At 75.2% G+C, this 22,424-nt stretch carries 4 protein-coding genes; 1 reads left to right on the top strand and 3 read right to left on the bottom strand.

All coding sequences use genetic code 11. From position 1 onward, the window contains the following. Positions 1 to 2: 2 nt before the first annotated feature. Positions 3 to 16,709, bottom strand: a complete 16,707-nt coding sequence (locus ACTWM8_RS10410; protein ID WP_446213626.1) for a type I polyketide synthase — start codon at positions 16,707 to 16,709, stop codon at positions 3 to 5. A 76-nt stretch (positions 16,710 to 16,785) separates the two neighbouring features. After that, on the bottom strand, positions 16,786 to 18,324 hold the full coding sequence (locus ACTWM8_RS10405) for an AMP-binding protein (RefSeq protein WP_446213625.1): 1,539 nt from the start codon (positions 18,322 to 18,324) through the stop codon (positions 16,786 to 16,788). Between the two features lie 104 nt (positions 18,325 to 18,428). Here ACTWM8_RS10405 and ACTWM8_RS10400 point away from each other — a divergent pair, with 104 nt between their 5' ends. Further along, on the top strand, positions 18,429 to 18,701 hold the full coding sequence (locus ACTWM8_RS10400; RefSeq protein ID WP_446213624.1) for an acyl carrier protein: 273 nt from the start codon (positions 18,429 to 18,431) through the stop codon (positions 18,699 to 18,701). 228 nt (positions 18,702 to 18,929) lie between these two features. Here ACTWM8_RS10400 and ACTWM8_RS10395 read toward each other — a convergent pair whose 3' ends face one another. Then, positions 18,930 to 21,755: an AAA family ATPase gene (locus ACTWM8_RS10395; RefSeq protein ID WP_446214517.1), complete on the bottom strand. Its 2,826-nt coding sequence runs from the start codon at positions 21,753 to 21,755 to the stop codon at positions 18,930 to 18,932. Positions 21,756 to 22,424: the final 669 nt, after the last annotated feature.

The raw sequence follows: 22,424 nt of genomic DNA, 5'->3' as shown, positions 1-22,424 counted from the left end.
GCTCACCGCTGCGCTCCGTTCGGGTCGGCGCCGCCGAGGACGGCGCGGACCAGGTCGTCCACCGCCATGTTCCGGATCTCCTCGCTGCGGTCGGCGGCGGCGGGCGCCGCGGTGGGCGGGGGTTCGACGCCCGGCGTGGTGAGCCGCAGCAGGGCGTCGAGCAGGCCCGCCTCGCGCAGCGCGTCCAGTCCGATGGTGGCCAGCCGGCGGCGTACGTCCTCCTCGTCCGGGGCGTCGGCGCCCGCCGGCCCGGCGGGCACGTCGGCGGACGGCCCGACCGGCACCTCCTCGGCCAGTTCCTCGCGCAGCAGCCGAGCCACCTCGGCGGGGGTCGGGTGGTCGAACATCAGCGTGGCGGCGAGCCGCAGCCCGGTCGCCGCGCTGAGCCGGTTGCGCAGCTCGATCGCGGCCAACGAGTCCAGGCCGAGCTCGGTGAAGCCCCGGTGGACGTCGATCTCCCCCGGTTCGGCGTGCCGAACGGCGGCGACGTGACCGCGGACCAGGTCCAGCAGCATCCGCTGCCGGCCCTCCTCGGGCAGCGCGGCGAGGCGCTGGACGAGGCTGCCCTCGTCCACCGGGGCCGCCGGCGCCTCGGCGGTGGCGGCCGGGGTGGCCGCCGGGGCGGGCCGGCGACCGGCCGCGCGGGCGACGTCGCGCAACTTGGCCGGAATCTCGGTGCCGGTCGGGTCGGGACGCAGCGGCACCAGCACCGGCTCGTCGACCCGCATCGCCTGGTCGAGCAGGGCGAGCCCGTCGGCCGGCGACAGCGCCGGCATGCCCATCGCGGCGAGCCGCCGGGTGACCCCGGGGTCGGTGCCGCCGGCCAGGCCGGCGCCCTCGCCCCACAGGTTCCAGACCAGCGAGGTGGCGGGCAGCCCCATCGACCGGCGGTGCCGGGCCAGCGCGTCGAGGAAGCTGTTCGCCGCCGCGTAGTTGCCCTGGCCGGCCGGGTCGAGCAGGCCGGCCACCGACGAGAACAGGACGAACGCGGTCAGCTCCCGCTCCTCGGTCAGCTCGTGCAACGCCCAGGCGGCGTCCACCTTGGGCGCCAGCACCGCGGCCAGCCGGTCCGGGGTGAGCGAGGTGAACAGCGCGTCGTCGAGCACCGCGGCGGCGTGCACCACGGCGGTCAGCGGCTGCGGCAGCCCGTCGACCAGCGCCGCCAGGGCCTTCGGGTCGGTCACGTCGCAGGCGGCGACGGTCACCTCGGCGCCGAGCGCGGCCAACTCGTCGCGCAGCCGCGCCGCACCCGGGGTGTCCGGGCCGCGCCGGCTGACCAGCGCCAGGTGCCGCACGCCGTGCGTGCCGACCAGGTGCCGCGCGACCAGCGCGCCGAGACCGGTGGTGCCGCCGGTGACCAGCACCGTGCCGTCGGGCCGCCAGGGCGACGGCGGCAGCTCGGTCGGCACCGGGACCGGGGCCAGCCGGGGCACCTTCACCTGGTTGCCGCGCACGGCGACCTCCGGCTCGGGCAGGGTGACCACGGCCGGCAGCATCCGCAGGCTGGCCTCGTCGGAGTCGAGGTCGACCAGCATCAGCCGGTCCGGGTTCTCGGCCTGCGCGGCGCGCAGCAGACCCCAGACGGGGGCGACGGTCAGGTCGAGGTGCCCGCTGTCGTCGTCGGCGGCGAACCAGGTCAGCACCACCAGCCGGGTGGCGGCGAACCGCTCGTCGGCGAGCCAGGCCCGGGTGGTCTCCAGCACCCCGGCCAAGCCGTCGCGGACCGCCTCGGGCACCTCGCCGTCCGCCGGCTCGACCGGCAGGAACACCACATCGGGTACGCCGTCCGTCGCGGCCGCCGCGGCCAGCGCCGCCAGGTCCGGGTACGCGGGCACGTCCGCGCGGCCGAGGTCGACCTCGCCGCCGAGCACCGCCCACCGCCCCGGTACGGCCTCGGCGGCCTCGCCCAGCGGCAGTTGGGGCCAGTCGACCCGGAACACCGAGTCGAGGTGGCGGGTGCCGGTCATCGCCGCTCCGGCGGCCACCAGCCGGTCCGCGGTGACCGGCCGGACCACCAGCGACTCGACGGTGGCGACCGGGGTGCCGGCGGTGTCGGCCAGGTCCAGGCGGACCGCCTCCGAGCCGGCGCTCTCGTCGGAGTTGGTCCAGTTGATCCGTACCCGCAGGCGGCTGCGGCCGCCGGAGTGCAGCCGTACCCCGGTCCAGGAGAACGGCAGCTGGCCGGCGCCGATGTCCTGCGGCTTGCGCCCGCCGAGGAAGTCGGTGGCGCTGAGCGCGGCGTCGAGCAGCGACGGGTGCAGCCGGTACGCGGCCGCGTCCTGCCGGGCCTCGTCGGGGAGCGCCACCTCGACGAAGAGGTCCCGGCCGCGCAGCCAGACGGCCCGCAGCCCGCGGAACATCGGCCCGAAGTGGTAGCCCTGCGCGGTGAGGTAGTCGTAGACGCCGCTGATGTCGACCGGCTGGGCGTCGGCCGGCGGCCACTGGCCGACCCCGACGCCGAACTCCTCCGGGGTCACCGGCGGCGCGTTCTCGGTGGCGAGCCAGCCGGTGACGTGCCGGGTCCAGCCCACCTCCGGCGGGGCGTCGTCGAACCGGGACCAGATGGCGATGCTCCGCCGGTTGCCGGCGTCCGGCTCCCCCACCACCACCTGGACGGCCGCGCCGCCGTGGTCGGGCAGCGGCATCAACTGCTCGATGATCAGTTCCTCGACCACGTCACAGCCGACCTCCTCGGCGGCCCGCAGGGCCAGCTCGACGAAACCGGTGCCGGGGAGCAGCCCCATGCCCATCACGTTGTGGTCGGCCAGCCAGGCGTGGGTGTCGAGGGCGAGCCGGCCGGTGAGGACCACGCCGCCGCCCTGCGGCGCCACCATGACGGCGCTGAGCAGCGGGTGGTCGGCGTCGCGCTGGCCGTGCCCGGCGGCGTCGCCGGCCCGGGTCTTCGGGGCGTTCAACCACAGGTGCCGCCGCTCGAACGGGTACGTGGGCAGGTCGACGCGGGTGCCGCCGCCGAGGACCTCCGTCCAGCGGACCGGGGTGCCGGTGACGTGCAGCCGGGCCAGGGCGTCGAGCAGCTGCGTCACCTCGGGCCGGTCCCGGCGCTGAGCCGGCGCGACGACGTTGTCGGTCACGACGCCCTCGATCATCGGGGTGAGCGCGGCGTCCGGGCCGAGCTCCAGGAACGTCGTGACTCCCGCCTGGTGCAGGGCGGTGATGCCGTCGGCGAAGCGAACCGCCTCGCGGACGTGCCGCACCCAGTAGTCCGGGTCGGTCAGCTCGTGGGTGGCCAGGGCGCCGGTCAGGTTCGAGACCACCGGGAGTTGCGGCTCGGCGTAGGTCAGGCTCGCCGCGACGGTCCGGAACTCGTCGAGCATCGGGTCCATCAGCCGGCTGTGGAAGGCGTGACTCACCCGCAGCCGGGCGGTCTTGCGGCCCAGGTTGGTGAAGTGCTCGGCGACCGCGAGCACGGCGGCCTCCGGGCCGGAAATCACCACCGACCGGGGGCCGTTGACGGCGGCGACATCCACACTGCCAACTGCCGCCAGACCGCCACCATTACCCGTACCCGTACCGATGCCCGCGACCTGGCCGACGCCGTCCCCGGTGCCGGTGCCGTTGCCGGTGGAGGCTGAGTCGTTTACGACATCAGCTCCAAAAGATCCGACCACCACACCCGGACCCACCAGCGCCGCCCGCACCTCCTCCTCCGACGCCTGCACCGCCACCATCGCCCCACCAACCGGCAACGCCTGCATCAACCGCCCACGAGACGCCACCAGACGCGCCGCATCCGCCATGGACAACACCCCAGCGACGTGCGCGGCAGCCAACTCACCAATCGAGTGCCCAGCCACGAAGTCCGGCCGCACACCCCACGACTCCACCAGCCGGAACAACGCCACCTCGACCGCGAACAACCCCGCCTGCGCATAACCCGTCTGTCGGATCAGCTCCTCGTCATCACCCCAGATCACCTCACGCAACGGCCGGTCCAGATGCCCGTCCAGCTCCGCCACCACGGCGTCGAAGGCAGCGGCGAACACCGGGAGCACCGCGTGCAGCGAGCGACCCATCCCGAGGCGCTGCGCGCCCTGACCGGTGAAGACGACCGCCGTCCGGCCGCCGGAGCGCGCGACGCCGGTGAGCACGCCGGTGGCGATCTCCCCGGCGGCCAGGGCGGTCAGGCGGGCGGTCAGCTCGTCCCGGTCCGCGCCGAGCACCACGGCCCGGTGCTCCAGGGCGGCCCGGCCGGTGGCCAGGGACCACGCGACGTCCCGGTCGGCCAGGTCGTCCCGACCGTCGAGGTGGGCGGCCAGCCGCTCCGCCTGCGCCCGCAGCGCCCGGTCGGTACGCCCGGACAGCAGCCACGGCCGCACCGGCGCCGTCGGCGCGTCAGCGACCGGCGGGCCGGCGGGCCGGTCCGAACTGGCGAGGTCCGCTGGCGCCTCCTCGATGATCATGTGAGCGTTGGTGCCGCTGAGTCCGAACGAGGAGACCGCCGCCCGGCGGGGGCGGGGCTGCGCCGGCCACTCCCGCGGCCGGGTCAGCAGCTCCACCGCGCCGGAGGACCAGTCCACCTCGTCGGAGGGGGTGTCGACGTGCAGCGTCGCGGGCATCAGCCCGTGCCGCATCGCCTGCACCGCCTTGATCACCCCGGCCACCCCGGCGGCGGCCTGGGTGTGGCCGAGGTTCGACTTGACCGACCCGAGCCACAGCGGCCGGTCCCGGTCCCGGCCGTACGTGGCGAGCAGGGCCTGCGCCTCGATCGGGTCGCCGAGCGCGGTGCCGGTGCCGTGCCCCTCGACCAGGTCCACCTCGGCCGGGGCGAGCGCGGCGGCGGCCAGGGCGGCCTCGATGACCCGCTGCTGGGAGGGGCCGTTCGGGGCGGTCAGCCCGTTGGACGCGCCGTCCTGGTTGATCGCCGATCCGCGCACCACGGCGAGCACCGGGTGGCCCTTGCGCCGGGCGTCGGAGAGGCGTTCCACCAGCAGCAGCCCGATCCCCTCGGACCAGCCGGTGCCGTCGGCGCCGTTCGCGTACGCCTTGCACCGGCCGTCCGGGGCGAGGCCCCGCTGCCGGCTGAAGTCGACGAAGACGTCCGGCGTGGGCAGCACGGTCACGCCGCCGGCCAGCGCCATCTCCACCTCGCCCTGGCGCAGCGCCTGGCAGGCGATGTGCAGCGCCACCAGCGACGAGGAGCAGGCCGTGTCGATGGTCACCGCCGGCCCCTCCAGCCCGAGCGCGTACGCCACCCGCCCGGAGGCGATGCTGGCGCCGCTGCCGCCGCTGAGGTACGCCGCGATCTCCTCGGGCACGTGCTGCTGCACCCGGCTGCCGTACTCGGTGTACATGACGCCCACGTAGACGCCGGTGCGGCTGCCCCGCATCGAGGCGGGGTCGATGCCGGCCCGCTCGAACGCCTCCCAGGCGCCCTGGAGCAGCAGCCGCTGCTGCGGGTCCATGGCGAGCGCCTCGCGCGGCATGATGCCGAAGAACTCCGGGTCGAACTCGGCCGCGTCGTGCAGGAACCCGCCGGTCTTGACGTACGTCTTCCCGGCCGCGCCGGGCTGCGGGTCGTAGACCGCGTCGACGTCCCAGCCCCGGTCGACCGGGAACTCGGAGATCGCGTCGCGCTCCTCCACCAGCAGGCGCCACAGGTCGTCGGCGGAGCGCACCTCGCCGGGGTAGCGGCAGTGGATCGCGACGATGGCGATCGGGTCGTCGTCGGGCGCGGCCGGGGCGAGCGCCGGTGCGGCGGCGGGGGCGGCGCCGACCAGCCGGTCGGCGAGGAAACGCGCGGCGGCCTCGGCGGTCGGGTGGTCGAAGACCAGGGTGGCGGGCAGCCGCAGCCCGGTCGCCTCGTTGAGGGCGTTGCGCAGCTCGACGGCGGCGAGCGAGTCGAAGCCGAGGTCCTTGAACGCCCGGTCGGGGGCGACCGCCTCGACGCCGGAGTGCCCGAGCACCGCCGCCACCCGGGCGCGGACGAGTTCAACCAGGACGCGGTGCCGTTCCGCCTCGGTGACGCCGGCGAGCCGTTGGGCCAGGCCGGTGGCCGTGCCGCCGCCGCTGGTCGTACCGGCGGCGGCGCGCCGGGTGGGGGCGGTGACCAGGCCTCGGAGCAGGGTCGGCACCTCGCCGCGGGCCCGGACGGCGGCCGGGTCGACGCGCAGCGGCACGACAAGCGGTTCGCCGGTCGCCACGGCGGCGTCCAGCAGTGCGAGGCCGTCGTCGACGCCGAGCGCCGGCAGGCCGAGCCGGCGCACCAGGGCGACGTCGTCGGCCGAGGCGTCGCCGAGGTCCCAGAGGCCGAAGGCGACCGCGGTGGCGGGCAGGCCGGCGGCGGCCCGGTGGGCGGCGAGGGCGTCCAGGAAGACGTTCGCGGCGGCGTAGTGCCCCTGCCCGGCGGCCAGCACCAGGCCACCGGCGGAGGAGAGCAGCACGAAGGCGTCGAGCGGCAGGTCCCGGGTCAGCTCGTGCAGGTGCCAGGCGCCGTCCACCTTGGGTGCCAGCACCGGGTCGAGTCCGTCCGGGTCGAGGTCGGCGACCAGGCCGGCGCCGGGTACGCCGGCGGCGTGCACCACGGCGGTGAGCGGGTGCTCGGCGGGGACGGCGGCGAGCACGGCGGCGACGGCGGCGCGGTCGGTGACGTCGCAGGCGGCGACGGTCACCTCGGTCGCGCCGAGCGCGCGCAGCTCGTCGCGCAGCGCCGCCGCGCCGGGCGCGTCGGGGCCGCGCCGGCTGGTGAGCACGAGCCGGCGTACCCCGTGGGTGGTTACCAGGTGTCGGGCGATCAGCGCGCCGAGCCCGCCGGTGCCGCCGGTGACCAGTACGGTGCCGTCCGGCTTCCAGCCGGGCCCGCCGTCGGCGGGGCGCAGCCGGGCCAGCCGGGGCACGCTCACCCGGCCGGCGCGGACCGCCGCCTCGGGCTCGGCGGCGGCGACGGCAGCGAGCAGCCGCGCGGAGTCGGCGCTGCCGTCGGTGTCGAGCAGGCCGAACCGGCCCGGCTGTTCGCCGGCCGCCGCCCGCAGCAACCCCCAGACGGGGGCCTGGGCCAGGTCGACGTCCTCGCCGGTCGCGGTGGCGACGGCCTGTCGGGTGACGACGGTCAGCCGCGCCCCGTCGAGCCGCCCGTCGGCCAGCCAGGACCGCACCGTCCGCAGCGTGTCGCGGGTGACGGCGCGGGCCGCCTCGGCCGGATCGCCCCCGCCGGTGGGGGCGGCGAGCAGGACCAGGTCCGGGGTGCCGGTCTCTCCCGCGCCGAGCGCCGCGCCGAGCGCGGCCAGATCCGGGTACGCGGGCAGTCCGGTTCCCGGCAGGTCGCCGAGCACGACGGCCCGGCTGGTCGCCGGCGGTGCCGGCGCCGGGGTCCACTCCACGCGCAGCAGCGCGCCGGCGCGGTCGTCCCGCGCGAGCTGCCCGGCGGAGACCGGCCGGACCAGCAGCGACTCGACGGTGGCGACGGGGCGTCCGTCGGGGTCGGCCACCCGGATCCGGCACTCCTCGTCGCCACGCAGCCGCTCCAGGTGTACGCGCAGCGCACGGGCCCCGGCGGCGTGCAGGGTGACCCCGGACCAGGAGAACGGCAGCAGCGTCTCGCCGTCCAGCGGGCCGTCCTCGCCGAGCTGGTCGGCGTGCATGGCGGCGTCGAGCAGCGCCGGGTGCAGGCCGTACCGCTCGGCGTCCTCGCCCTCGGGGAGCGCGACCTCGGCGAAGACGTCCTCGCCGCGCCGCCAGGCGGCCCGCAGGCCCTGGAACGTCGGGCCGTAGCCGTAGCCGCGGGCGCGCAGCCCGGGGTAGAAGCTCTTTACCGGCAGCGCGGTGGCCCCCGGCGGCGGCCACTGGGTGAGGTCCCAGGTGGCCGGGGCGGCGGTCGGCGCGATCGCGCCGGTGGCGTGCAGGGTCCACCCCCCGTCCCCGCCCTCGGGTCGGGAGTGGATCCCGATCTGGCGTACGCCGTTGTCGTCGGGCGACCCCACCACCACCTGTACGACCACCGCGCCCCGGCCGGGCAGGATCATGGGTGCCCGGTGGGTCAGCTCCTCGACCCGGCCGCAGCCGACGTGGTCACCGGCGCGGACGGCGAGTTCGACGAAGCCGGTGCCGGGCAGCAGCACCGCACCGAGGATCTCGTGGTCGGCCAGCCAGCGCTGCCGGTCGACGGCGAGCCGCCCGGTGAGCACCACCCGGTCGGTGTCGGCGGCCGGTACGGCGGCGCCGAGCAGCGGGTGCCCGATCGGGTCGAGCCCGACCGAGCCGACGTCGCCGGCGGGCGGCAGCGGATTCAGCCAGTACCGCCGCCGCTGGAACGGGTAGGTGGGAAGGTCGACGTTGCGGGTGGTCTGCGGGAGCAGGGCGGTCCAGTCGACGGTGGTGCCGGTGACGTGCAGCCTCGCCAGGGCGGTCAGGGCCTGCCGCTGTTCGTCGTGTCCCCGGCGCAGGCTGGGGATGATCGTGGCGTCGTCGGTGAGGACGCCCTCGATCATCGGGGTGAGCGCGGCATCCGGGCCGAGTTCCAGGAACGTGGTCACGCCTGCCTGGTGCAGGGCCGTGATGCCGTCAGCGAAGCGGACCGCCTCACGGACGTGCCGGACCCAGTACTCCGGGTCGGTCAGCTCGGAGGTGGCGACAGCGCCGGTCAGGTTCGACACGACCGGGAGGTGCGGCTCGGCGTAGGTCAGCTCCGCGGCGACGGCCCGGAACTCGTCGAGCATGGGGTCCATCAGTCCGCTGTGGAACGCGTGACTCACCCGAAGACGGGTCGTCTTGCGCCCGAGCTTGGTGAAGTGCTCGGCGACGTGCAGCACGGCGGCTTCGGGGCCGGAGATGACCACCGACCGGGGGCCGTTGACGGCCGCGATGTCCACCCCGGCACCTGCCGCCGCGACGACGCCGGCGCCGGTTGCCGCGAACGGCCCATCGCCGTTGGCCGCGACCGTGCCACGGCCGTCGTCGGTGCCGTCGGCCACGACCCGGCCATCGCCATCGCTGCCGTCGGCGACCGGGCCGCTGCTGGCAACTGTGCCGTTGGAGGCTGAATCGTTTACGTGATCAGGTCGGTAGGACGCGACAGAGGCATCCCGTCCTGACAGTGCCGCCCGCACCTCCTCCTCCGACGCCTGCACCGCCACCATCGCGCCGCCCTCGGGCAGCGCCTGCATCAACCGACCCCGCGCGGCCACCAGACGAGCCGCATCCGCCAGCGACAACACCCCGGCCACATGCGCGGCAGCCAACTCACCGATCGAATGCCCGGCCACGAAATCCGGCCGCACACCCCACGACTCCGCGAGCCGGAACAGCGCCACCTCGACCGCGAACAAGCCGGCCTGCGCATAGCCCGTCTGCCGGATCAGCTCCTCGTCGTCACCCCAGACGACCTCACGCAACGGCCGGTCCAAGTGCTGATCCAGCTCCGCCGCCACCGCGTCGAAGACCGAGGCGAACACCGGGAACACCGCGTGCAGCGAGCGACCCATGCCCAGGCGCTGCGCGCCCTGACCGGTGAACAGCACCGCCAGCCGACCGGCCCGGGCCACCCCGGACACCACCCCCGGCGCGGACTCGCCGTCGGCGAGCGCGGCGAGGGCCGGCGACAGCTCCGCCGGAGTCGCGCCGAGCACCACGGCCCGGTGGTCGAAGAGCGCCCGTCCGGTCGCCAGGGTCCGGGCCGCGGGTGCCAGGTCCGCCGGGTCCATCGACCAGGCGAACTCCGCCAGCCGACCGGCCAGACTCCGCACCGCCGCCTCGGACCGGGCGGAGAGCAGCCACGGCACCGCCACCGGGAGGCCGGCGGACCCGACCGGGCCGGGGGCGTCGCCGGCAGGCCCGGCCGGCGCCGACGCGACGACCGCCGGGGCGTCCTCCGGGGCCCGCTCGATGATGACGTGCGCGTTGGTGCCACTGATGCCGAACGACGACACCCCGGCCCGGCGCGGATGCCCGTTCACCGGCCACTGGCGCGCCTCGGTCAACAGCTCCACCGCACCGGCGGACCAGTCCACCTGCGGCGACGGCGCGTCCACGTGCAGGGTGGGCGGCAGGACGCCGTGGCGGATCGCGTGGACCATCTTGATGATCCCGGCGACCCCGGCGGCGGCCTGGGTGTGCCCGAGGTTGGACTTGATCGAGCCGAGCCAGAGTGGGCGCTCCGCCGGGCGCTCCTGGCCGTACGTGGCGAGCAGCGCCTGCGCCTCGATCGGGTCGCCGAGGGTCGTACCCGTGCCGTGCGCCTCCACCGCGTCGACCTCGGCGGCGCTGACACCCGCCGACGCGAGCGCGGCCCGGATCACCCGCTGCTGCGACGGGCCGTTCGGCGCGGTCATGCCGTTCGACGCGCCGTCCTGGTTGACCGCCGATCCCCGCACCACGGCCAGGACCGGGTGCCCGTTGCGGCGGGCGTCGGAGAGCCGCTCGACCAGCAGGACGCCGACCCCCTCACCCCAACCGGTGCCGTCGGCCGACGCGGCGAACGACCGGCACCGCCCATCGGAGGAGAGACCACCTTGCCGGTTCATGTCGATGAACGTGTCCGGGGTGGACATCACGGTGACGCCGCCGGCCAGGGCCAGCTCGCACTCCCCGGTGCGCAGCGCCTGGATCGCCCAGTGGAGGGCCACCAGCGACGACGAGCAGGCGGTGTCCACGGTCACCGCCGGCCCCTCCAGCCCGAGCACGTACGCGACCCGCCCGGAGACCACGCTGGTGTGGCCCCCGTTGCCCAGGTAGCCCAGCGCCTCCTCCGGCATCTCGCCGGGCCGGGTCGCCCAGTCGTGGTACATCACCCCGGCGAACACCCCGGTACGCGAGCCGGCCACCGAGTGCGGGTCGATGCCGGCCCGCTCGAACGCCTCCCAGGACGCCTCCAGCATCAGCCGCTGCTGCGGGTCCATGGCGCTGGCCTCGCGGGGGCTGATCCCGAAGAAGTCCGGGTCGAACAGGGCGGCGTCGTAGAGGAAGCCGCCCTCCTTCGTCGAGGTACGCCCCGACCGGCCCGGCTCCGGGTCGTACAGCTCGTCGACGTCCCAGCCCCGGTCGGCGGGGAACTCGCCGATGGCGTCCACACCCTCGGCGACCAGCCGCCACAGCTCCTCCGGCGAGCCGACCCCGCCCGGGTAGCGGCAGCTCATGCCGATGATGGCGATGGGTTCGTCGGGGACGGCGCGCACCGCGGCCCGCACCGCCTCGGCCGCCGGGCGCAGGTCGAGCAGCTTCTCGACCAGGTGCCCGGCCAGCGCGCGCGGGTTCGGGTAGTCGAAGACGAGGGTGGCGGTCAGCCGCAGCCCGGTGGCCGCGTTGAGCCGGTTGCGCAGCTCCACCGCGGCCAGCGAGTCGAAGCCGATCTCGTTGAACGCCTGCCGGGGCGCGATCGCGTCCGCGCCGCTGTGCCCGAGCACGGCGGCCACCTGGGTACGGACCAGGTCCAGCAGGACCGACATACGCTCCGCCTCGGTCAGCTCGGCGATCTGACGCGCCAGGGAGAGCTCGACCGGAACGGCACCGGCGGCGGCCCGGGCGGCGGGTCGCCGGGGCGCGCGGACCAGCCGGCGCAGCAGCGGGGGCAACTCGGCGGCCCGTTGCTGCAGGTCCGCCAGGTCGAAGTGGAGCGGCGCCAGGAACGCCTCGTCCACGCCGAGCGCGGCGTCGAAGAGGGCGAGGTTCTGCGCGACGGTGAGTTCCCGCAGCCCGAGGCGGCTCACCCGGTGCGCGGCGACGTCGTCCACCCCGGCGCCCATGCCGATGTCCCGGGGCCAGAGCCCCCAGCCGAGGCTGGTGGCGGGCAGCCCGGCGGCCCGGCGGTGCGCGGCGAGGGCGTCCAGGAAGGTGTTGGCCGCCGCGTAGTTGGCCTGTCCGGCGCCATCGAGGAAGCCGGCGGCCGAGGAGTAGAGCACGAAGGCGCGCAGGTCGGCGTCGCAGGTCAGCTCGTGCAGGTGCCAGGCGGCGTCGGCCTTGGGGCGCAGCACCGCGTCCAGCCGCTGCGGGGTGAGGCCGTCGAACGTGCCGTCGTCGACGATGCCGGCGGCGTGCACGACGCCGGTGAGCGGCTGGTCGGCGGGGACCGTGGCGAGCAGCGCGGCGAGGGCGTCGCGGTCGCCGACGTCGCAGCCGGCGAGGGTGACCTGGGCGCCGAGGGCGGCCAGCTCGTCCCGCAACGCGGTGGCGCCCGGGGCGTCCGGTCCGCGCCGGCTGGCCAGCAGCAGGTGCCGCACCCCGTGGGTGGTGACCAGGTGCCGGGCCAGCACCGCGCCGAGTCCACCGGTCCCGCCGGTGACCAGGACGGTGCCGTCCCAGGTGTCCGGGGCGGCGGCGCGCGGGCGGCGGACGGGCACGAGGCGGGGGGCGAGCAGCCGGCCCTCGCGTAGCGCCACCTCCGGTTCACCGGCGACGGCGGCGCCGGGCAGGGCGGTGGCCGGGGTGGCGGTATCGAGGTCGAGCAGGAGCAGGCGGCCCGGGTTCTCGGCCTGGGCCGCGCGCAGCAGGCCCCACAGCGGCGCGGTGGTCAGCGCGATCGGGTCCCCGGGCAGCGCCGCCACGGCGTGCCGGGTCACCACGACCAGCCGGGTGCCGGCGAGCCGGTCGTCGGCGAGCACGTCCTGGGCCAGTCGCAGCGCCCGGTGCGCGGCGGCCCGTACGCCGGCCAGGGTCTCGCCGTCCCCGGCGTCGAACGTCGCGACCAGCAGGTCCGGCGCGGACTCGACGGCCTCCGGACCGGTCACCGCCGGTGCGCCGAGCGCGCCGGCCAGCCCGAACGGGTCCGGGCCGACGACGGCGACGGACGCCTCGGCCGGCGCGGGCAGCGGCTGCTCGGTCCACTCGACGCGGAGCAGGTCCCCGCCGCCGGTGCCGGCGCCGAGTTGCTCGGCGTCGACGGTGCGCACCAGCAGCGAGCCGACGGTGGCGACCGGCGCGCCGGAGCCGTCGGCCAGCGCGACCCGGACGGTGTCCGGCCCGGTCGCGGTGAGCCGCACCCGCACGGCGGTGGCGCCGGAGGCGTGCAGGGTGAGGTCGTACCAGGTGAACGGCAGGGTGACCCCGGTGGCGGGCTGCGGCAGCGCCAGGTCCAGCGCGTGCAGCGCGGCGTCGAGCAGCGCCGGGTGCAGCCCGTACGCGCCGCCGTCGGTGCTGGACTCGGGCAGTGCCACCTCGGCGAAGACCTCGCCGTCGCGCCGCCAGACCGCGCGCAGGCCGTGGAAGGTCGGCCCGTAGCCGTAGCCCTGCTCGGCCAGGCCCGGGTAGAAGTCGGTGACGTCGACGGCCTCCGCGTCGCGCGGCGGCCATCGGGTCAGCTCGTCGTCGCGGGTCGGGGCGGCGCCGGTCGGGGCGAGCACCCCGCTGGCGTGCCGGGTCCAGTCGCCGCCGGGCGGGGCGTCCTCACGGCGGGAGTGGAACTCCACCGTCCGCCGCCCGTCGGCGTCCGGCGGGGTCACCACGACCTGGAGCGCGACCCCGGTGTCCTCCGGCAGCACCAGCGGCGCCTCCAGGGTCAGCTCCTCGACCAGGGCGCAGCCGACCTGGTCGCCGGCGTACGCGGCCAGCTCGACCAGCGCGGTGCCGGGCACCAGGTTGACTCCGCCGATGACGTGGTCGGCGAGCCACGGGTGGGAGCGGCGGGACAGCCGGCCGGTGAGCACCGTGCCGTCCTCGGTGGCCAGGTGCAGCAGCGCGCCGAGCAGCGGGTGGTCGGCGGCGAGCTGCCCGATCCCGGACGCGTCCCCGGCGGCGGGCGGGGAGGTCAGCCAGTAGTGCCGGTGCTGGAAGGCGTAGGTGGGCAGCTCGACGCGGCGGGCGCCGCTGCCGGCGTAGCAGGCCGACCAGTCGACGTCGGCGCCCCGGACGTGCGCCGCCGCGACCGCGGCCAGCACCTCCCGCTCCTCGTCGTGGTCGCGGCGCAGGGCGGCGACGAACGCGCGGTCGCCGTCGGGCGCGACGCACTCCTGCGCCATCCCGGTGAGCACCGGGTCCGGCCCGAGTTCGAGGTACGTGTCGACGCCGGCGGAGTCGAGGAAGGCGATGCCGTCGGCGAACCGGACCGGCTGCCGCACGTGCCGCACCCAGTAGTCGGGGGTGCACAGGTCGGCGCTGGCGAGCGCGCCGGTGACGTTGGAGACCACCGGGATGCGCGGCTGCTCGTACGCGACCAGCTCGGCGACCCGGCGGAACTCGTCGAGCATCGGCTCCATCAGCGGCGAGTGGAAGGCGTGGCTGACCCGCAGCCGCTTGGTGCGCCGGCCGCGGCCGGCGAGTTCGGCGGCGATCCGCAGCGTCTCGTCCTCGACGCCGGAGATCACCACGGCGGCCGGGCCGTTGACGGCGGCGAGGTCGACCCCGTCGACCAGCAGCTCGCGGACCTCGTCCTCGGCGGCGGCCACCGCGACCATCGCGCCGGCCGACTCCAGCTCCTGCATCAGCCGGCCGCGGGCGGCGACCAGCATGGCGGCGTCGGGCAGCGAGAAGACCCCGGCCGCGTGGGCGGCGGCCAGTTCGCCGATGGAGTGCCCGGCGACGAAGTCCGGCCGCAGGCCCCAGGACTCGACGAGCCGGTAGAGGGCGGTCTCGACGGCGAAGAGCGCCGGCTGGGCGTACCCGGTCTGGTCGAGCAGCGCCGCTTCGTCGGTGCCTTCGGCGGCGAAGAGCACGTCCCACAGCGAGTGGTCCAGTTGCAGGTCGAGGTGGCCGATCGCCTCCTCCAGCGCGTCGGCGAAGACCGGGTACGCGGCGTGCAGCCGGCGGCCGGTGCCGAGGCGCTGGCTGCCCTGGCCGGTGAAGAGCAGGGCCAGCCGGCCGCCGGTGGCGGTGCCCCGGATCAGCCCGGGGGCCGGGTCACCGGCGGCGAGGGCGCGCAGTCCGGCGCGTACCTCGTCGGTGTCGCGGGCCAGCAGCACCGCGCGGTGGGTGAGGGCCGCGCGGCCGGTGGCCAGCGACCAGCCCAGGTCAACCAGGTGCGGCGGCGTGCCGGCGGGGTCGGTGGCGTCGAGCAGCCGGGCGGCCTGGGCGGGCAGCGCCGGCGCGGTCCGGGCCGAGACGACGACCGGGCGCAGCGCGGCGGCGACGGGCGGCCCCGGGTGCGGCGCCGGTGCCGGCTCGACCGACGGCGGCTCCTCGACGATGACGTGCGCGTTGGTGCCGCTGACCCCGAAGGAGGAGATGCCGGCGCGGCGCGGGGCGCCGTCGGCGGGCCAGGGCCGGGCCTCGGTGAGCAGCCGCACGGTGCCGGCGGACCAGTCGACGTGCGGGGTCGGTGCGTCCACGCCGAGGGTGCGGGGCAGCGTGCCGTGCCGCATCGCCATCAGCACCTTGATCAGCCCGGCGGCCCCGGCGGCGGCCTGGGCGTGGCCGAGGTTGGACTTGATCGAGCCGAGCCAGAGCGGGGCGTCGGCCCGGTGCGCCCGCCCGTACGTGGCGATCAGCGCCTGTGCCTCGATCGGGTCGCCGAGGGTGGTGGCGGTGCCGTGCGCCTCCACCGTGTCCACCTCGGCGGGGGTGAGCCCGGCGTCGGCCAGCGCCTGCCGGATGACCCGCTGCTGGGCCCGGCCGTTCGGGGCGGTCAGGCCGTTGCTGGCGCCGTCGGAGTTGATCGCGGTGCCCCGGATGACGCCGAGCACGGGGTGACCGTGGCGGCGCGCGTCGGAGAGTCGTTCGAGGACGAAGAGCCCGACGCCCTCTGCCCAGGCGGTGCCGTCGGCGCCGGCGGCGAACGGGCGGCAGACGCCGTCCGGGGAGAGCCCGCGCTGGCGGCTGAACGAGGTGAAGGCGCCGGGGTTGACCATGACCGACGCCGCGCCGGTCAGCGCCAGGGTGCACTCGCCGCGTTGCAGCGAGCGGACGGCCAGGTGCAACGCGACCAGCGAGCCGGAGCAGGCGGTGTCGACGGTCAGCGTGGGCCCCTCGGTGCCCAGCACGTACGCCAACCGGCCGGAGACGACGCTGGGCGAGTTGCCGGTCATCAGGTAGCCGTCGAGGCCGTCCGGGGCCTCGTGCAGCCGCATGCCGTAGTCCTGCGGGTCGGCGCCGATGAAGACGCCGGAGCGGCTGCCGCGCAGCGACTGCGGGTCGATGCCGGCCCGTTCCAGGGCCTCCCAGGCGGTCTCCAGCACCAGCCGTTGCTGCGGCTCCATGGCGCTGGCCTCGCGGGGGCTGATGCCGAAGAACTCGGCGTCGAAGCCGGCGGCGTCGTCGAGGAAGCCGCCGTGCCGCACGTACGTGGTGCCGGGGTGGTCCGGGTCGGGGTGGTAGAGCCCGTCGAGGTCCCAGCCCCGGTCGGTGGGGAATCCGGTGACCACGGTGCCCTCGTCGGCGACCAGCGCCCACAGCCGGTCCGGGGAGTCCACCCCGCCCGGGTAGCGGCAGCCGATGCCGACCACGGCGATCGGCTCCTCCTCGGCCGGCGGGCCGGCCGGGGCCGACTCGGCGGGCTCCGGACCCTCGCCCAGCAGCAGGGTGCGCAGGTGGTCGGCGAGGGCGACCGCGGTCGGGTGGTCGAAGCCGACGGTGGGTGGCAGGGTCAGGCCGGTGGCGGCGGTGAGCTGCCGTTGCAGCTGCACCAGTCCGAGCGAGTCCAGGCCCTGTTCGCGCAGCGGTCGGCCGGCGTCGACGGTGTCCGGCGCGTCGTCGGCGCCGATCTCCCGCAGCACGGCCGACGCCTGCGCGCGGACCAGGTCGACAAGGACGCGCGTCTGCTCCGGTCCCGGCAGGCCCGCCAGGCGGGCGACCGACGCGGGCGTTCCCCGGTTCTCCGTACCCTCTTCTGCCACCCGACCAGAATTACGGCGGGACGCTGCTTTCCGAATCCCCTACCAGCCCCTACCGGTGCCGATCGGGGCCGGCCGATCAGCTCGCCGCCTCCCGGGCCAGCCGGCCGCGATCGATCTTCCGGTTGGAGTTCAGCGGGAACTCGTCGAGGTGGGTGTACCGGCGGGGCAGCATCCCCTTCGGCAGGATCTCGGCGAGCTGCTTGGCGAGCTGGGCGGCGGGCACCTGCTCGCCGGTGTAGTAGACGACGATCTCCACCAGCCCGTCGACGGTCCGGGTGACCGCCACCGCGTCCCGTACGCCGGGGCAGCCGCCGAGCGCGTGCTCGATCTCGGCCAGCTCGATCCGCCAGCCGTTGACCTGCACCTGGGCGTCCCACCGGCCGAGGTAGATGAGTTCCCCGTTGGCCAGCCGGCGCACCCGGTCGCCGGTGCGGTACCAGCGGCGCCCGTCATGGTCGAGGAACCGTCCCTCGTCGTCGGCGGGGTCGAGGTAGCCGGGGGTCATCTGCGGGCCGGTGACGCAGAGCTCACCCTCGTGGTCGGACAGTTCCCCGTCGGGGGTCCGCAGCAGGGCGTCGTGCCCCTCGTGCAGGTGCCCGATCGGCACCAGCCCGTTGACGCAGAGCCCCGGCGAGGTCTCCGGTGACCAGCGGTGGCCGGTGATGGTGAGGGTCAGCTCGGTGGGGCCGTAGATGTTGGCCACCGTGGACCGGTGGGCGGCGGCGTGCCAGTCGGCCACGTCCGCCGCGCGCAGCGCCTCTCCCGCGAACAGGCTCCAGCGCAGCCCGGACATGCCGCCGGGGCGCAGGCCACCCAGCCGGCGGATCAGGGTGATCGCGCTCGGCGCGGAGAACCAGACGGTCACCGCACGCTCGGCGAGGAAGCCGGGCAGGTCCCGGTAGGCCGGCGCGGGCACCGGCTGCACGGCCGCCCCGGCCCCCCAGGCGCAGAACATGTCGAACGCCGCGCAGTCGAAGTTCAGGTCGAAGGTCTGCGAGAAGACGTCCGTGGTGTCGAAGTCGTAGTGCCGGTCCACCAGCCGGAAGTAGTGGTCGGTCATGCCGTAGGTGATCGGCACGCCCTTGGGCCGGCCGGTGGAGCCGGAGGTGAACAGCACGTAGGCCACCTGCGACGCGGTGACCGGCAGCGGCGCGTCGAGGGGCCGGTCGCCGAGCGGGATGCGCGCCGCGCCGGGCACCGCGTCGGCGTCCAGGCCGGGCGCGAGCACCGGCAGCTCCAGCCCGGCGCCGGCCAGCTCGCCGAGGGTGGCCAGGCCGGCCTCGTCGGCCACCACGGCGGTCGCGCCGGAGACCTCCAGCATCCGCCGGGTCCGCGAGACCGGGAAGCCGGCGTGCAACGGTACGACCGTGGCGCCGGCGTACAGCACGGCCAGGATTCCCGCGTACGCCTCGACGCTCTTGCCGGTAAGCACCGCGACCGCCTCCGGCGGCTGGTCCCCGGCGGCGCGCAGGGCCCCGGCCCGGGCCAGCGCCAGCTCGTGCAGTTCCTCGTAACTCACGGCGCGGGATCCGACCCGCAGGGCCGTGCCGGTGGGGTTGGCCGCCAGGCCGCGAAGGAAACGCGCCGACAGGGCGGGACCGTCCACGTCTACCATCCGGTGCTCCAACAGTAAGGGGCGACAGGGGTTGTCGGCCGCACGGGCAGGTACTTGTATCGAGGTCACCGCCGACACCGGTTCCGACAGATTCGGAGTGACCCATGCTGGACGAACGGTTCGAGGGGATCCTGCGGGGTTACCTGGCCTTCCTGTCGCCGACCGACACCCTCACCGAGGACACCCCGCTGCGCGACTTCGGCCTGGACTCGATGGCCACGGTGGAGCTGATCTCCGACCTGGAGTCGACGTACCGGGTGCGGTTCGTCGACGACCTGCTGAGCCTGGAAAACTTCGCCACCCCGGGCACGATCTGGGCGAGCCTCACCACGTTGGGCGTCACGGGCCAGGTGACCGAGGCCCGGGTCGGCCACTGACCCGTGACGCCCGTGTGAGGCAATGCTGGTGCAGGCCCGTACCCGCGGAAACCCCTAGCGCCCCCTGACGTACGCGGCCGCCGGCCGGCCTTGCGGTCGACGGCTGCGGTGACCCTGTGGACATACGACGGCGTCCCGACCGCTCCGGTCGGGACGCCGTGGTGTGTCCGTACAGCGAGGCGCCCGCCCGGAGCACGGTCCCGGGTGCTCCAGACGGGCGCGGTCCCCTCAGCCGGCCAGTTCCTCCCAGTCCTGCCCGGCGTGGAGCAGCCCGGTGGCCCCCTCGCCACGGGACTCCGAGAGCCGCTTGCGCAGCTCGTGCTCGGCCGGCAGGTCGGTGCGCCGGGTGATGCCGAGCTTGCGGTAGACCCGCGTCAGGTGCTGCTCGACGGTGCTGACGGTGATGTACAACGTCTGGCTGATCTCCCGGTTGGTGTGCCCCAACGCGGCCAGCTTCGCCACCCGACGCTCGGCCTCGCTGAGCACGTGCCGGCCCTCCTTCTCCCGGTCGTGCCAGCGGCCCACCAGCGCGGGCGGCTCGACCGGTCGGTCCCCGTCGGCGGGGACGGCCGGCCCGGTCGCACCCGCCTGGGCCACCTGCGCGGCCCGCCGGGCCAGCACCCGGGCCCGGTCGAACTCGCCGAGCTGCTGCCGGACGACGCTGAACGCGGTCAGCGCCTTGGACAGCTCCAGCCGGTCGTCGGCCGCCTGGAGGCACTCCACGCTCTGCCGCAGCAGCGTCGGACGCTGCGCCGGCTCGCTGGCGGCGGCGAGCACCCGCAGCGAGATGCCCCGCACCCGGACGTCGGCCGCGCGCGCCCGCTCCAGTTGCTGGGTGAGCAGGTCCCGGGCCTCGACGGAGCGGCCCAGCCGCAGGTTCACCTCGGCCAGGTCGCTGCGCCACGGGATCAACGCCGGCACGTCCACGTCCCATTCGCGCATCAGCCGGCCGCACAGCTGGAAGTCCCGTCCGGCGGCCAGCACCCGGTCGGTGGCCAGGTGGAACTGCCCCCGCGCCCGCAGGTACGGCAGGCTGAAGACGGTGCCGAACATCGAGTCGGGCACCGGCGCCTGGAGCACCTCGGCCGCCTCCCGGAGCTCGCCCCGGGCGGTGCGCGCGACGATCAGGGTGGCGCGCGGCTGACCGATCAGGACCCCCCAGCCCTTCTCCGGCAGCAGGGCCAGCGCCTGCTCGGCGTGCCGGATCGCGTTGACCAGGTCGCCGCGCCGGTAGGCGATGCTGCCGGCCAGCGATGAGAGCACCGCCTGCCAGGTGACCTCGCCGCGCTCGGCGGCCTGCCGCATCAGCCGTTCGCACCAGGTGCGGGCCAGCTCCGGCTTGTTGCCGCGCTGCACCGCGAGCACCGCCGCGGCCACCACCTCCAGCGGGGTCTCACCGATCTGGCAGCTGCGCAGGATCTGCTCGGCACTGGTGGTGGCGGCCTCCCCGCCGCCCCGGCCCCAGAGCGAGGTGAGTCGCTGCGCCGCGTCCGCCCAGAGGTCCCTCGGGTGGGTGGTGCCGGTGGGCCCGAACTCGGACAGGCGCCCCCGCGCCGGACCGAGGAACCAGTGGAAGCTGACGGCCAGCTCGGCCGCCGTCTGCGCGTCGATCGGATCGGCGGACGCGCCGAGCGCCGTGGCGGCCCGGGCCGCCGCGTCCTCGTCGCCGTTCCACAGGCTGTAGCGGATCACCGCCGCCGCGTCCGGCCCGTGCAGTTCCCCGTCCTGCACCGCGCCCTGCAGACAGGGCAGGTACGCCAGGGTGGCCGACGGGTTCCGTCGCCAGAGCGCGCCGGTGAGCGCGTGCATGATGGCGATCCGTTCCTTGCGGTCGGTGCAGCCGGAGAGCGCGAGCTCCAGGCAGCGCACCGCCAGGTCCGGGTCGTCCGCGGCCAGCGCCTGGTCGGCCGCGGTACGCAGCACCCCGACCGCCCAGTCGGCGGGCACCTGCTCGGCGTTGAGCAGGTGCCGCCCGACCTCGGCCGCCGGCGCGCCCTGCTGGTGGAGCAGGTCGGCGGCGCGGACGTGGACGGCGGACCGTTCCGCCGGGGTCATGCTCTCCAGCACCGTGGCCGCGCCCAGCGGATGGCGCATGCGGCAGTCCCGCAGTATGCCCGCCTCGGTCAGTATTCCGACGATCTCCTCGGCGGTTTCGTTCCGCATTCCGAGAAGACGGCCGATCAGGGCCGGATCCGAACGCTCGTTCAGTACCGCGGCCGCGGCGGCCACGTCCAGCAGCTGCGCGTCCCACCGGTGCAGGCCGGCCAGCACGGCGTGGGCATATCCGTCACCGACGACGGGCGTGGCCCCGTCCTCGATCCCGGCGTCCGCCGCATTGTCGTCGAGCAGCGCGTGGACCAACAGTCGATTACCGTTTGTCAGGTCGTGGTATTCCTGGGCCACGGACTCGGGCGCCGTCTTTCCCCATTTCTCGGTGAGCAGATCGGCGATGTCCGACACGGTCAACGCCGACAACCTGATGCTCTCGTGCGGCTGGCGGGTCAGTTCCGTGTAGAAAAGCGGCAGGGTCGGCCGGCGTCGGTGCCACTTGCTCAGGACGAGCAGCATTCGGGCCGCATCCATCCGTCGCTGCAGCGACAACAACAGCCGCAGCGAGGCGGAATCGGCGAACTGCAGATCGTCGATCACGATCACGAGGGTGCGCTCCCGGGCCAGGCCCAGCAGCACTCCGCAGAACTCACGCATCCAGCCCGATCGAGCATCCGGCTCCGCCAGCGGGTCCGACCATCCCCCGTCCTGGTCACCCGCATCGGCCGAACCGATGAGCCGGGCGGCCCGTTCGGGTAGCGCGTCCACCAGGTCGGCACTGCGGAACAACTGATCGACCACTCCGAGCGGCACCGACTGCTCCGCCCGTGATGCCGTACCAGTGAGAAGTAACGCCCCCGTCTCCACCGCGTAACGCGAAAATTGATGGAGCAGAAATGTTTTACCGCTGGCGAGTCCCCCCTCGACGAGCGCCAGTCGACCGCTTGAGCCGTCGCATTGGCGAAGGAGCCCTTGCAACAGCGACAGGGCCCCCTCATATCCCATGGTCGCCACGTTTGCATACCCCTAAGTAGCGTAGTAGTCGAAACGCTCCAGCACTGGTAGCCACGTTGCGGCGTATCATATCCACAGATCGACGGTGATGCTAGTCCACCCGCTTTAGCACAGATCGGGCACAAGGCCCTGGTCAGGCGGTTCTGTCGGCGATCCGATCCGGGCCAATTGCAGAATGTCCAGTTCGCCGGGGTGTCCCATTTTTAATGCGACTGATCACGCCGCCGCGTTTGCCCCGCTAATCAATCAGGAACGATGTGAGCCATCTTCAAATGTCACCAACGGTTACTTGATACGGCAACTTATCGTTCATTTTTCGGTGATCGGCGAGGGCGGGATCTCGGTATTCGCGCAGGTCCGGTCGGCTCCTGCCGGGCCGCACCCGCCGGGCACTCACACCGGCCGCCGGCCCGTCGTCACCCGACAGCGGTTGTGTGACCTGACCGTGACCTTCCCTGACCGGGCGGGACGCGTCGACGAGCCGGGACGACAGGCCTTCCGCGCTGGCCGTCCGGCTTGTCCTCACGGCCGAACGGCGATCCGAGACGCGACCTCGGGACGACCCGCCGGCCCGTCGCCACCCTCGTCTGCGCCTCTCGACCTGGCCGGTTCCCGACAGGTGGCCCGGCCCACATCCCCGCAGATCCGGGCGCGTCCGGG

The organism is Micromonospora sp. IBSANI012 (assembly GCF_052814045.1).
This window is presented reverse-complemented; position numbering and strand designations above follow the sequence as displayed.

What these genes read in the sequence shown, in the direction of transcription:
- ACTWM8_RS10395 (WP_446214517.1), bottom strand. Translation starts at nt 21,755, where the DNA reads ATGGGATATGAGGGGGCCCTGTCGCTGTTGCAAGGGCTCCTTCGCCAA.
- ACTWM8_RS10400 (WP_446213624.1), top strand. Translation starts at nt 18,429, where the DNA reads ATGCTGGACGAACGGTTCGAGGGGATCCTGCGGGGTTACCTGGCCTTC.
- ACTWM8_RS10405 (WP_446213625.1), bottom strand. Translation starts at nt 18,324, where the DNA reads ATGGTAGACGTGGACGGTCCCGCCCTGTCGGCGCGTTTCCTTCGCGGC.